This window comes from Streptomyces griseorubiginosus, from assembly GCF_017614965.1.
GTDB classification, from domain to species: domain Bacteria; phylum Actinomycetota; class Actinomycetes; order Streptomycetales; family Streptomycetaceae; genus Streptomyces; species Streptomyces griseorubiginosus_B.
The window spans coordinates 1-12,941 of sequence record NZ_WVUG01000258.1; the positions used below are offsets into that span (position 1 = coordinate 1).

A 12,941-nucleotide genomic window follows, 5' to 3' on the forward strand; every position below is an offset into this window, starting at 1 on the left:
GCCCCTCCCTGGCGCGCCCCGCCGCTCCCCCGACGTCCGCGGAGCCACCCAGGCCGTCCCGGCGTGACCCGGGGCCTGCTTCACTGATACCGGACGCGCACCAGCACGCACGCCTCGACCGACTGAGGGGACGGCCTCACATGACCTGGCTGATCACCGGCGGCGCCGGTTACATCGGGGCGCACGTCGTGCGCGCGATGACCGGGGCGGGCGAGCGGACGGTCGTGTACGACGACCTGTCGACGGGCCTCGGGGAGCGGGTGCCGGACGGGGTGCCGCTGGTGGTGGGGTCGACGCTGGACGGCGAGCGGGTCGCGCGCGCCCTCGCGGACCACCGGATCACCGGGGTGGTCCATCTGGCGGCGAAGAAGCAGGTCGGCGAGTCGGTGGAGCTCCCCCTGCACTACTACCGGGAGAACGTCGAGGGACTGCGCGTCCTCCTGGAGGCCGTCACGGCGGCCGGTGTCCCCTCCTTCGTGTTCTCCTCCTCAGCCGCGGTGTACGGCATGCCCGACGTGGAGCTGGTGACGGAGGAGACGCCGTGCGTGCCGATGTCGCCGTACGGCGAGACGAAGCTGGCGGGCGAGTGGCTGGTCCGGGCCACGGGCCGCGCGACGGGCCTGTCCACCGCCTCCCTGCGCTACTTCAACGTGGCGGGCGCCGCCACCCCGGAACTCGCCGACACCGGCGTCTTCAACCTCATCCCCATGGTCTTCGAGAAGCTGACCGAGAACGCGCCCCCGCGCATCTTCGGCGACGACTACCCGACCCCCGACGGCACCTGCGTACGCGACTACATCCACGTCGTGGACCTGGCCGAGGCCCATGTGGCGGCGGCCCGCGCCCTGCAGGCCTCCCCCGGACGCGACCTCACCCTCAACATCGGCCGCGGCGAGGGCGTCTCCGTCCGCGAGATGATCGACCGCATCAACGCCGTCACCGGCCACGACCTCCCCCCGACGGTCACCCCGCGCCGCCCCGGCGACCCGCCCCGAGTCGTGGCCTCCGCCGACCGCGCCACCACAGAACTAGCCTGGAAGGCCAAACACGACGTCCAGGACATGATCACATCGGCATGGCAGGGCTGGGTAAGACTGCATCCGGGGGCGGCGCGCCACTGACCCCGGCCGGGTTGACGAGGGGTGGGATCTGCTCGGGCTACCGGTGGTTCAGGTACGCCAGCACCGCCAGTACCCGGCGGTGGCCACCGTCGCTCGGGGGCAGGCCCAGTTTCAGGAAGACGTTGCCGATGTGTTTGTGGACGGCGCGTTCCGTGACGACCAGGGTCTTGGCGATGGTGGCGTTGTCGTGGCCCTCGGCCATCAGGGCCAGGACCTCGCGTTCGCGCGGGGTGAGGGAGTCGAGGGGGGAGTCCTTGCGGCGGGTGAGGAGTTCGGTGACGACCTCGGGGTCGAGGGCCGTGCCCCCGGCCGCGACCCGCTCCAGCGCGTCGAGGAACTCGTCCACCCGGCCGACCCGGTCCTTGAGCAGATAACCGAGCCCGCTCGCCCCGCCGGTGAGCAGTTCGGCGGCGTACGACTCCTCGACGTACTGGGAGAGCACCAGGACGGGAAGTCCGGGGAGCTCGGCGCGTGCCTCCAGTGCGGCGCGCAGCCCCTCGTCCCGGAAGGCGGGCGGCATACGGACGTCCAGTACGGCCGCGTCGGGCCGGTGCTCCAGCAGCGCGGGCAGGATCTCCGGGCCGGTGGCGGCGACCGCCACGACCTCGTGCCCCGCGGAGGTCAGCAACAGGACGAGCCCCTCTCGCAGCAGGGCGTTGTCCTCGGCGATCACGACTCTCACGGCAGTTCCGTCTCAGCTCCGGTCACCGCGCGCGGCGACGGCTTCCGGCCACCGGCGACCGGGCCACCGCAGCTTACTCACAGCGCCTTGATCGCCTCGGCGGTGGCCCGGGCGAGCGCCCCGAGGTAGCCCTTGGGCAGCTTCGGGCTGCGGATCACCACCGAGCGCCAGTACAGCGGCCCGGAGATCAGGTCGAGCGCCAGCTCGTCGTCGAAGCCGGCCCGGATCTCACCGCGCTGCTCCGCCGCCACGAGGATCTTGCTGGCCACGCCCTCCTGCCCGTCCCGCAGCGCCTTCTGCACCGCCTCGGCCATGTCGGGGTTGCGCGCCGCCTCCGCCTGCAGGTCGGGCAGGATCTGCGAGGCCACGGGGTGCCGCAGGGCGCGCGAGGTCACCTCGTACAGGAGTCGCAGATCGCCCTCCAGGGAACCCGTGTCCGGGGCCGGCAGGCCCTGCACCGCGAGCGCGGAGACGATGTCGAGCACCAGGTGCAGCTTGGAGCGCCAGCGGCGGTAGACCGCGGTCTTGCCGACGCCCGCCCGGCGCGCGATCCCCTCGATGGACATCCGCGCGTAGCCGACGGACGCGAGCTCCTCGAAGACGGCCGCCCGGATGGCCTCCGTGACGTCCTCACGGAGTACGGCCGCCCCCGCCGGGGTCCGGCGGCGCGGACGCGTCTGGGGCTCCTCGGCGTTCGTCGTCATGCGGACCAGCATAGGGCGTTGCGACGATACGGTCCCGTCCCCACGCAGAAGGTCACGACGATACGGTCCCGGCCTCACGCCCGACGTCACGACGATACGGTCCCGGCCTCACGCCCTGCGTCACGACGGAACGGCCCCGTCCCCCCGCTCCCTGCCCGCATCCCACCGGACCATGCCTGCGGCCCGCCCGGCACCCGCCTGCGCGAGATGCGTCACAACGAAACGGTAACGGCCCCACGCGGGTCGTCACGACGATACGGTTGCGTCCCGACGGAGTCCGTGACGACGAAACGGTTGCGTTCCGACGCCGAAACGGCCTACGCTCACGTTGCGACGATACGGTCCCGTTCCGACGTAAGAAAACGTGAAGAGACGCGTAAGGAAACGCCGTGCAACGTGACCGGCCGGCCGACGGGCCGGACGCCGCACCCCCCTCCCCCCGAGTGAAAGCAGCGGATGTGAGCCAGGTCCTCGACACACCGCCCCCGACGCCGGTCCCGGCCGACGACGACCTCGCGGCCCTCGCCGCCCGCCACGGCCTCTCGGTCAGCGGCGCCCGTCCCTCCCTGCCGGAGTACGTCCGGCAGCTGTGGGCCAGGCGCCACTTCATCACCGCCTTCGCCACCGCCAAGCTCACCGCCCAGTACAGCCAGGCGAAGCTCGGCCAGATCTGGCAGGTGATGACCCCGCTGCTGAACGCGGCGGTGTACTACTTCATCTTCGGCGTGCTCCTCGGCACCAAGCGCCATGTGCCGGACTACATCCCGTTCCTCGTCACCGGCGTCTTCATCTGGACGTTCACCCAGAGCTCGATCATGGCCGGCACCCGTGCCATCTCCGGCAACCTCGGCCTGGTGCGGGCGCTGCACTTCCCGCGGGCCGCGCTGCCCATCTCCTTCGCGCTGCAGCAACTGCAGCAGCTGCTGTTCTCGATGGCCGCCCTGGTCGTCATCCTGCTCTGCTTCGGCGTCCCGATCGCCTTCTCCTGGCTGCTCGCGGTCCCGGCCCTGGTGCTGCAGTTCACCTTCAACACCGGCGTCGCGCTGATCATGGCGCGGATGGGCGCCAAGACCCCCGACATCGCCCAGCTGATGCCGTTCGTCCTGCGCACCTGGATGTACGTCTCCGGCGTGATGTGGAGCATCGACCGGCTGACCAAGGGCGACCACCTGCCCCGCTGGGTGACGCTGGCCCTGGAGACCAACCCGGCGGCGGTCTACATCGACCTCATGCGCTTCGCGCTCATCGACAGTTTCCACGCCAGCCAGCTGCCCCCGCACGTGTGGGCCGCGGCGACCGGCTGGGCCCTGATCGCTGGCGTGGGCGGCTTCGTTTACTTCTGGAAGGCTGAGGAGATGTACGGCCGTGGCTGAGTACACCGACGAGCGCGTCCCCACCGTCGTCTGCGACGGCGTCGACATCATCTACCGGGTCAACGGCACCGGCGCCGGCAAGGGCTCCGCGACCGCCGCCCTCAACCGCATGCTGCGCCGCCAGCAGACCGAGAAGGCGGCCGGCGTGCGCACGGTGCACGCCGTGAAGAACGTGTCCTTCGTCGCGTACAAGGGCGAGGCCGTCGGCCTGATCGGCACCAACGGCTCCGGAAAGTCGACCCTGCTGAAGGCGGTCGCGGGCCTGCTGCCCGTCGAGAACGGCCACATCTACACCAACGGCCAGCCCTCCCTGCTCGGCGTGAACGCCGCCCTGATGGGTGACCTGACCGGCGAGAAGAACGTCTACCTCGGCGGCCTCGCGATGGGCATGTCCCGCGAGGAGGTCAAGGAGCGCTACCAGGACATCGTCGACTTCTCCGGCATCAACGAGAAGGGCGACTTCATCACCCTGCCGATGCGCACCTACTCCTCCGGCATGGGCGCCCGCCTGCGCTTCTCCATCGCGGCCGCCAAGGACCACGACGTCCTCCTCATCGACGAGGCGCTGGCCACCGGCGACCGCTCCTTCCAGAAGCGCTCCGAGGAACGCATCCGCGAACTGCGCCAGCAGGCCGGCACGGTGTTCCTGGTCAGCCACAACAACAAGTCGATCCGCGACACCTGCGAACGCGTGCTGTGGCTGGAGCGCGGCGAGCTGCGCATGGACGGGCCGACGGAAGAGGTCATGCAGGCCTACGAGGAGTTCACCGGCGGCGCGGACAAGCCGAAGGCCGCCTGAGAACAAGACCACGAGAGCGGGGTGCCCCGAGCCGGTCGGCTCGGGGCACCCCGCTCTCGTACCGCCTGCTACGTGTGCGTGCGCAGCAGGGTGCGCATCGTGCGCATCGCCACCGACAGGTTGGCGAGGTCGAACGTCTCCGAGCTCTGGATCTCCTCCAGGGTCGTGCGCGCCCGGCCCAGGATCGCCGCGTTCTTCTCCTGCCAGGTCTTGAAGCGCTGTTCGGGCGTCGAGCTGCCGTTGCCCACCGCCAACACGTCCGCGGTCAGCGCCGCGTGGGCCGCGTAGAGGTCCTCGCGGATGGAGGCGCGGGCCATGGACTGCCAGCGGTCGGCGCGGGGCAGCTCGATGATGCGGTCCATGAGCTGGGTGATGTGCAGCCGGTCGGCGAGGTCGTAGTAGACCTCGGCGACGTCCAGCGGCTTCTTGCCCATGCGGTCGGCGACCGAGACGATGTCGAGCGCCGGGAAGGCGGACGAGAACCCGGCCACGCGCGTGGCCAGTTCGTCCGGGACGCCGGCGCCGGTCAGCTCGTCGTAGATCTGCTGCCACCACTCGAGGTCCGCGCCGCGCAGCAGCTTCGGCAGCTGCTGCCAGACCTGCTCGACGCGCTCCGAGAAGAACTCGACGGTCTCGGCGATCTGCACCGGCTGCGGCCGGTTGTTGAGCAGCCAGCGGGTGCCGCGCTCGACCAGGCGCCGCGAGTGCAGCCGGATCCGGGTCTGGACGGCGGCCTCGACCTGGTTGTCGAGGGCCTCCACGGCGTCCCACACGGGCGCCGAGCGGAAGATCGCGCGGGCCACCGTCTGCGCCCGGACGATCTCCTCCAGCGACGCCCCGGTCTCCTCGCGCAGACGGTGCAGATATGTCGTACCGCCCGTGTTGACCGTGTCGTTGACCAGGACGGTCGTGACGATCTCGCGGCGCAGCGGGTGGTTGTCCATGTACTGCGGGAACTGCTCGCGCAGCGCCGTCGGGAAGTAGGCGTGCAGCAGACCGCGCAGGTAGGTGTCGTCGGGCAGCGTGGTGTGCAGCAGCTCGTCGGCGACCGTGATCTTCGTGTACGCCAGCAGGACGGCCGTCTCCGGACCGGTCAGGCCCTGGCCCTGGCCCAGCCGCTCGCGGATCTGGCGGTCGGTGGGCAGGAACTCCAGCGCCCGGTCGAGGTGACCCTCGCGCACCAGGTGCCGCATGAAGCGCTGCTGGGCGTGGAGCATGTCCTTGGACTGGGCGAGCGCGTTGGCGATCGCCGTGTTCTGCGCGTAGTTGTTGCGCAGGACCAGCGCGCCGACCTCGTCGGTCATCTCCGCGAGCAGCTTGTTGCGCTGCTTGACGGTCATGTCGCCGTCCGCGACCAGGCCGTTGAGCAGGATCTTGATGTTCACCTCGTGGTCGGAGGTGTCCACGCCCGCGCTGTTGTCGATGGCATCGGTGTTGATCTTGCCGCCGTGCAGCGCGAACTCGATCCGGCCGAGCTGGGTCAGGCCCAGGTTGCCGCCCTCGCCGACGACCTTGACGCGCAGGTCGGCGCCGTCGACGCGGATCGGGTCGTTGGCCTTGTCACCGACGTCGGCGTGCGACTCGGTGCTGGCCTTCACATAGGTGCCGATGCCGCCGTTCCACAGCAGGTCCACCGGTGCCTGCAGGATCGCCTTCATCAGGTCGGCCGGCGTCATCTTGGCGATCTTTTCCTCGATGCCGAGGGCGTCGCGGATGTGCGCGTTGAGCGGGATCGCCTTGGCTGTACGGGGGAACACGCCGCCGCCCGCCGAGATGAGCTCGGTGTTGTAGTCGGCCCAGCTGGAGCGGGGCAGCTCGAAGATGCGGCGGCGCTCGGCGTAGGAGGTGGCCGCGTCAGGGGTGGGGTCGATGAAGATGTGCCGGTGGTCGAAGGCGGCGACGAGGCGGATGTGCTCGCTCAGCAGCATGCCGTTGCCGAACACGTCACCGGACATGTCGCCGATGCCGACGACCGTGAAGTCCTCGCTCTGGGTGTCCACGCCCAGCTCGCGGAAGTGCCGCTTGACGGACTCCCAGGCGCCGCGCGCGGTGATGCCCATGCCCTTGTGGTCGTAGCCCGCGCTGCCGCCGGAGGCGAAGGCGTCACCGAGCCAGAAGTTGTACGACTCGGCGACCTCGTTGGCGATGTCCGAGAAGGTGGCGGTGCCCTTGTCGGCGGCGACGACCAGGTAGGTGTCGTCCTCGTCGTGCCGGACGACGTCCTGCGGGGGCACGACCTCGCCGGCGACCATGTTGTCGGTGATGTCGAGGAGCGCCGAGATGAACGTCTTGTAGCTGGCGATGCCCTCGGCCAGCCACGCGTCCCGGTCCGCCGCCGGGTCCGGGAGCTGCTTGGCGACGAAGCCGCCCTTGGCGCCGACCGGCACGATGACGGTGTTCTTCACCATCTGCGCCTTGACCAGGCCGAGGATCTCGGTACGGAAGTCCTCACGCCGGTCGGACCAGCGCAGACCACCGCGCGCGACCTTGCCGAAGCGCAGGTGCACGCCCTCCACGCGCGGGGAGTACACCCAGATCTCGAACGCCGGGCGCGGCGCGGGCAGATCGGGGATCGCCTGCGGGTCGAACTTCATGGAGACATAGTCGTGCGGCCTGCCGCCCGCGGCCTCCTGGAAGAAGTTCGTGCGCAGGGTCGCCTTGATGACGGTCAGGAAGGACCTCAGGATGCGGTCCTCGTCGAGGCTCGCCACCTGGTCGAGGGCCGCGTCGACCTCCTCGAGGAGGGCGTCGACGATCTCGTGGCCCGCGCGCTGGCGGTCCGGCGACATCCGCGCCTCGAACAGGGAGACCAGCAGCCGGGTGGTGTGGACGTTGTTGCGGAGGGTGTCCTCCATGTAGTCCTGGGAGAAGGTGGAGCCCGCCTGCCGCAGGTACTTGGCGTACGCGCGCAGCACCATCGCCTGCCGCCAGGTCAGCCCGGCGCTGAGCACGAGGGCGTTGAAGCCGTCGTTCTCCGCCTTGCCGGTCCAGGTGGCGGCGAAGGCCTCCTGGAACCGCTCGCGTCCGTCGTCGCCGTAGTCGCCGCCGCTCTTCGACGTGGGCATGCGCAGCCCGAAGTCGTAGATCCAGGCGACGGAACGGTCCGCGCACTTCAGCTCGTACGGCCGCTCGTCCGTGACCTCGACACCGAGCCGGCTGAGGACCGGCAGCACCGCGGAGAGGGAGACGGCGTCGCCCTTGCGGTAGATCTTGAAGCGGCGCTCCTCGGGGGAGGCGCCCACCGGCTCGTAGAGGCTGAGGGAGAAGTCCTTGCCGTCCTGCTGCTGGGTCTCGCTGAGCTGTTCGAGGTGGACGAGGTCGGCGACCGCGGAACGCGGCGTGTGGTCGGCCTTGTAGCCCTCGGTGAAGGCGTTGTTGTAGCGGCGCAGCAGCTCGGCCGCCCGCTCCTCGCCGAGCTCGGCGGTCAGCGCCTCGGCGAAGGCGTCGGCCCAGGAGCGGGCGGCCTCCACCAGACGCGCCTCGATGCGCTCCTTGTCTGCGTCGGACAGCTCGGGCAGCTCGGTGCCCTGCGGGACGCGGACCACGAAGTGCAGCCGGGACAGGATCGACTCGGTGTTCCAGGCGGTGAAGTCGACGCTGATACCGCCCAGTTCCTCCTTGAGGATGTCGATGATCCTCAGGCGGACGCCCGTCGTGTAGCGGTCGCGGGGCAGGTAGACGAGGGCGGAGTAGTAGCGGCCGTACTCGTCCTGGCGCAGGTAGAGCCGCAGACGCCGGCGCTCCTGCAGGTACAGCACGGAGGTGGCGATGGACTCCAGTTCGTCGGCCGGGGTCTGGAAGAGCTCGTCGCGCGGGTAGGTCTCCAGGATCTGCAGCAGGTCGCGCCCGTCGTGGCTGTTGGGCGAGAAGCCGGCGCGCTCCAGGACCTCGTCCACCTTGCGGCGGATGACCGGAACCCGGCGCACCGATTCGGTGTACGCGGCTGAGGAGAACAGACCGAGGAAGCGGCGCTCGCCGATCACGTTGCCGTCCGCGTCGAACTTCTTGACGCCGATGTAGTCCAGGTATGACGGCCGGTGCACGGTGGCGCGGCTGTTGGCCTTGGTCAGCACCAGCAGGTTGTGCTCGCGCGCCTTGGCGCGGGCGTCGGCGGGCAGCCGCTCGAAGGACGGGGAGACCGGGTGGCCCTCCTCGCCGGCGTGGTGCGGGTCGGAGCGCAGGATGCCGAGGCCGGTGCCGGGGACGGCGGCCAGGGTGTCGTCGTCGCGCAGCTGGTACTCGCGGTAGCCGAGGAAGGTGAAGTGGTCGGCGGCCAGCCAGCGCAGCAGCTCGCGGGCCTCCTCGATCTCCAGGTCGCGCAGGTCGGGGGCGACCGGCTCCTTGGGCAGCTCGTCGGCCATGCGCAGCGCCGCGTCGCGCATCTTGTCCCAGTCCTCGACGGCCTCGCGGACGTCGGACAGCACCCGCAGCAGGTCGAAGGTGATCTGCTTCAGGTCGCCGCGGTCGGTCTCGCGGTCGATCTCGACGTGGATCCAGGACTCGAGGTGCGCGTCGTGCGGCAGGTCCCCGCCCGTGTGCGCGGGCAGCACCTCGATGAGCTTGCCGGTGACGTCGCGGCGGACCACGATCTGCGGGTGGATCACGACATGGATGCCGCGTCCCTGCCGGGTGAGTTCGTTGGTCACGGAGTCGACGAGGAAGGGCATGTCGTCGGTGACGACCTCGACCACGGAGTGGCTGCACGTCCAGCCGTTCTCCTCCACGGTCGGGGTGTGCACCCGCACGCTGGCCGTGCCCTGGGGGCGGTTCTCGGCCAGTCGGTAGTGGGAGAGCGCGGCTCCGAAGACGTCGACCGGGTCGCGGCCGGTGAGGTCCTCCGGGGCGGTGTGCAGGTAGTAGCGCTGGAGGAACGCGAGCACGGACTCCTGGTCCGGGGTCTCCGGGGTGTCGGGTGCGCCCTCGTCCGCCGTCCCGGTCGGTAGGCCCCCGACCGGGCTGTTCTCAGCTACCCGAGCGGCCCTCTCCAGCAGCTCGGCCTTGGCTTCGTCCAGCTTGGTCTGCATTGTCCTCTGGCTCCTGTCGCGCGCCGTTGCGTGACGTAGAAGGAAGTACGGTCTCTTCCCCTGCGGCTCGACGCCACGGCCCGGGTTCTCCGGTCTGCTCCGACGCTATGCCGCAGGGTGAGATGAGCGGGGGGTTATCAGCCATTCTCGACGCGCCCACGGGATGTGACATCGCTCTCCGCGACGCCGGTTTCCGGGGTGTGTACGGCGTCCTGGGGGCCCGTGCGGCCCCGTCCCGCCCGCGAGGACCAGCGACCGCCGCCCGGTCACGGAGATGTTCCGTGCTCCCCGGGCGCAGGGCAGGGGCAACAGTGCCCCCGCGAGCTATCGCGCTGATCACGCCACCAAGGCTATCGCTCCTTACAGGGCCCCCGTCATGAGCCGTATGTGTACAAAACCAGGGGTGGAAGTTTGACATTCTGCACAGCGACCAACCTCCGCGCGCCCCCTTGGCAAGCGCGCCCGACGGAGGCACGTTGCCGACATGACAGCAAAAATCCTCATCGTCACCGGCGACGCGGCGGAGTCCCTGGAGGTCCTCTACCCCTACCAGCGGCTGCGCGAGGAGGGCTACGAGGTCCATGTCGCCGCTCCTTCCCGCAAGACGCTGCGCTTCGTCGTCCACGACTTCGAACCCGGCTTCGACACCTACACCGAGAAGCCCGGCTACACCTGGCCCGCCGACCTCGCCTTCGCCGACGTCGAACCCGGCCAGTACGCCGCCCTCGTCATCCCCGGCGGCCGAGCCCCCGAGTACCTGCGCAACGACCCCGAGCTGCGCAAGATCCTCAAGTCCTTCTTCGACGCCGACAAACCGGTCGCCCAGATCTGCCACGGCCCCCTCCTCACCGCAGCGATCGACAGCCTGCGCGGCCGCCGCGTCACCGCGTATCCCGCGCTGGAGCCCGACATGCAGTCCGCCGGAGCGACCTTCCAGGACACCGAGGCGGTCGTCGACGGCACCCTGGTCTCGTCCCGGGCCTGGCCGGACCATCCGGCGTGGATGCGGGAGTTCCTGACGGTGCTGCGGGCCAAGGCGCCGGTGACGTAGCCGGCCCGGTGGTGCAACCGTCGGTGGTGCGGCCGGCAGTGGTCACGCGGCCAGGCGCTCGGCCTCCACGACCGCCTCCGCCAGCGTGTCCACCACCGGCACGCCGGCCTCCTCCAGGCTGGCCCGGCTGTGCGAACCCCCGGTGTACAGCACGGCCCGGGCTCCCACGTGCCGTGCGGCAACCGCGTCGTCGGCGGCGTCCCCGATGACCACCGTCCGGGCCGGATCCACCGTGGCGAGCGAGGCGAGGTGGCGCACCATGTGCTCCGCCTTGCTTCCCCCGGAGGGTCCGGTGCGGCCGTCGACGCGTATGAAGTGCGCCTCGATCCCGAACCCCCGCACCAGGGGCACGAGGTCCTCGTGCCCGTACATGCTGAGGATCGACTGACTGCGTCCCGCCGACCGCCATCCGGCGAGCAGCTCCGTCGCCCCCTCGGTCAGGGCGCACCGCCCGCGGTGCTCGCTGTAGTACCGGTGGAAGGTCATGTCCATGATCTCCCACTCGGCGTCCGTCGGCAGCCGGCCGAGCAGCCGCTCGTAGAACTTCGGCACCGGAACGCAGTACAGCGTCCGGTACTGCTCGATCGTGATCGGCGCCAGCCCCAGCTCGGCGAACGCCGCGTTCGTCGCCCCGATGATCGCGTCGTTGTCGTGGAACAGCGTCCCGTTCCAGTCCCACACGATGTGCGCCCCTGCGTTCTTCCCCATGCCCAAAACGTACCCGCCGCCACTGACAATCAAGAGAACGGCGGGTCGATCGGGGCGTGCGGACGGCGGCCGATCGAGGTGTGCCGAGGGCGGCCGATCGAGGTGTGCCGAGGGCGGCCGATCGAGGTGTGCCGAGGGCGGCCGATCGAGGTGTGCCGACGACGGCCGATCGAGGTGTGCCGAGGGCGGCCAATCGAGGTGTGCGGACGACGGCCGATCGAGGCGTGCCGACGGCGGCCGATCGGGATGCGCGGACGGCGGCCGATCAGGGGGTGATGTCGACGGTCGATCGAGGTTGGTGACCGTCGATCGAGGTTGGTGACCGTCGATGGGGTGTGCGGAGGGCTCAGTCCGCGAGGCCCACCAGGTTCGGGATCTCCTGCGTGGCGTACCAGAGCAGTTCGTGGTCCTCGGCCCCGTCCACCACGAACTGGGCGTCGTCGTCCCCGCGGTCCGCCGCCTCCAGCGCCTCGGCCGCCGCGGCCACGTCCGTCTCCGCGTCATCGAGGTCGACGTGCACGGCGGCCGCCTTGGCCAGCGGTACGGCCTGGCTGACGCGGACCTCGCCGAGCGCGGCCGGGTCGAGTCCGCGGTCCGGGTCGGCCCAGGCCGCCCCGTCGGGCACGTCGACGGCGACCACGACCCGGCGCCGGGGAGCCCCGGGGTCGGCGGCCAGCAGACGCAGCGAGGCGACGGCGGCGCGGTTCAGCGCCGCGTACTCCAGTTCCTCGATGTCGTCGGAGAGATACCACTCGCGCAGCGCGGGGGTGACGGCGTAGGCGACGAGCGGCCCGGCCCCAAGCTCTCCCGTCTTGTACGCCTCGGCGAGACCGGGGAGGGTCAGGGGGACGTAGACGCGCATGTCTGGCCGCTTTCGTGATCGAGGGCTCCGCTGGACAGGGCCTTCAGGATACGTGCGGGCGTCCCCTTTCGAGTCCCCGCCGATGACGCCGAGGCCGTCAACCCCGGGCCCATGGTTCACCCACGCCCCCCACGTGAACACGGGCCTGCAACCCCCTTCATCACCCTGATAGGTGAACCTTCCGGCCGCCCCGACCCGGCTTGCCGCTTCCTTGCTGTCGCCATCGCGTTCCGTACAAGATCCGCAACAGGAAGTTACCGCCCGGTACCACCGCTCGGCCGGGCTCATGGAAACGCACATGGAAACGGGGACACCCATGCACAAGGTCATGACCAGGGCAGCGCACACCCGGCCGGGGACCCGCCCGCCGGGCCGCCATGACACGCGTCGCCCGGGCGGCGCCCCGCCACGCACCCCGGGCGGAGCCCCGGCCGGGACCGCCCCGGGCGGCGGCCGCCCGCCCGGCTCCCGTACCTCCGGGGTCTCCGCCAACACGAGGCCCACGGACACCCGCCCCACGTCGGCACCAGCCCCGACACCGGTCCCGACATCAGCATCAGCCTCGGCTCAAGCCGCGACTCCGCCTTCGGCTTCGGCTTCGGCTCCGGCTCCGGCTC

Annotated in this window: 9 protein-coding genes; 4 read left to right on the forward strand and 5 right to left on the reverse strand. The window is 70.6% G+C overall.

The features are described from left to right. Window positions 1–140: 140 nt before the first annotated feature. Complete coding sequence (galE, locus tag GRC12_RS33605; protein ID WP_208783529.1) at window positions 141–1,121, forward strand: UDP-glucose 4-epimerase GalE; 981 nt, start codon at window positions 141–143, stop codon at window positions 1,119–1,121. A 37-nt stretch (window positions 1,122–1,158) separates the two neighbouring features. Here the strand turns inward: galE and GRC12_RS33610 are convergent, their stop codons facing one another. After that, complete coding sequence (locus GRC12_RS33610; protein WP_208783531.1) at window positions 1,159–1,803, reverse strand: response regulator transcription factor; 645 nt, start codon at window positions 1,801–1,803, stop codon at window positions 1,159–1,161. Between the two features lie 77 nt (window positions 1,804–1,880). Beyond that, window positions 1,881–2,519 carry a TetR/AcrR family transcriptional regulator gene (locus GRC12_RS33615; protein ID WP_208783533.1) on the reverse strand — a complete coding sequence of 213 codons (639 nt, stop codon included), beginning with the start codon at window positions 2,517–2,519 and terminating at the stop codon, window positions 1,881–1,883. A 446-nt stretch (window positions 2,520–2,965) separates the two neighbouring features. Here GRC12_RS33615 and GRC12_RS33620 point away from each other — a divergent pair, with 446 nt between their 5' ends. Then, a complete protein-coding gene (locus GRC12_RS33620; RefSeq protein ID WP_208783535.1) occupies window positions 2,966–3,880 on the forward strand; it encodes an ABC transporter permease in 915 nt (304 codons plus the stop codon). After that, complete coding sequence (locus GRC12_RS33625; protein ID WP_208783537.1) at window positions 3,873–4,679, forward strand: ABC transporter ATP-binding protein; 807 nt, start codon at window positions 3,873–3,875, stop codon at window positions 4,677–4,679. Before GRC12_RS33620 ends, GRC12_RS33625 begins: the two co-directional genes overlap by 8 nt. Before the next feature lie 68 nt (window positions 4,680–4,747). On the opposite strand, the gene GRC12_RS33630 is transcribed toward GRC12_RS33625, so the two are convergent. After that, window positions 4,748–9,703 carry an NAD-glutamate dehydrogenase gene (locus GRC12_RS33630; RefSeq protein WP_208783539.1) on the reverse strand — a complete coding sequence of 1,652 codons (4,956 nt, stop codon included), beginning with the start codon at window positions 9,701–9,703 and terminating at the stop codon, window positions 4,748–4,750. A 484-nt stretch (window positions 9,704–10,187) separates the two neighbouring features. On the opposite strand from GRC12_RS33630, the gene GRC12_RS33635 reads away from it, so the two are divergent. After that, window positions 10,188–10,754, forward strand: coding sequence for a DJ-1/PfpI family protein (locus tag GRC12_RS33635; RefSeq protein ID WP_208783541.1), 567 nt, complete (start codon window positions 10,188–10,190; stop codon window positions 10,752–10,754). 42 nt (window positions 10,755–10,796) lie between these two features. On the opposite strand, the gene GRC12_RS33640 is transcribed toward GRC12_RS33635, so the two are convergent. Both GRC12_RS33640 and GRC12_RS33645 read right to left on the reverse strand, forming a co-directional pair. Next, on the reverse strand, window positions 10,797–11,462 hold the full coding sequence (locus GRC12_RS33640; RefSeq protein ID WP_208783543.1) for an HAD family hydrolase: 666 nt from the start codon (window positions 11,460–11,462) through the stop codon (window positions 10,797–10,799). Between the two features lie 346 nt (window positions 11,463–11,808). Beyond that, a complete protein-coding gene (locus GRC12_RS33645; protein ID WP_133046242.1) occupies window positions 11,809–12,324 on the reverse strand; it encodes a DUF6912 family protein in 516 nt (171 codons plus the stop codon). Window positions 12,325–12,941: the final 617 nt, after the last annotated feature.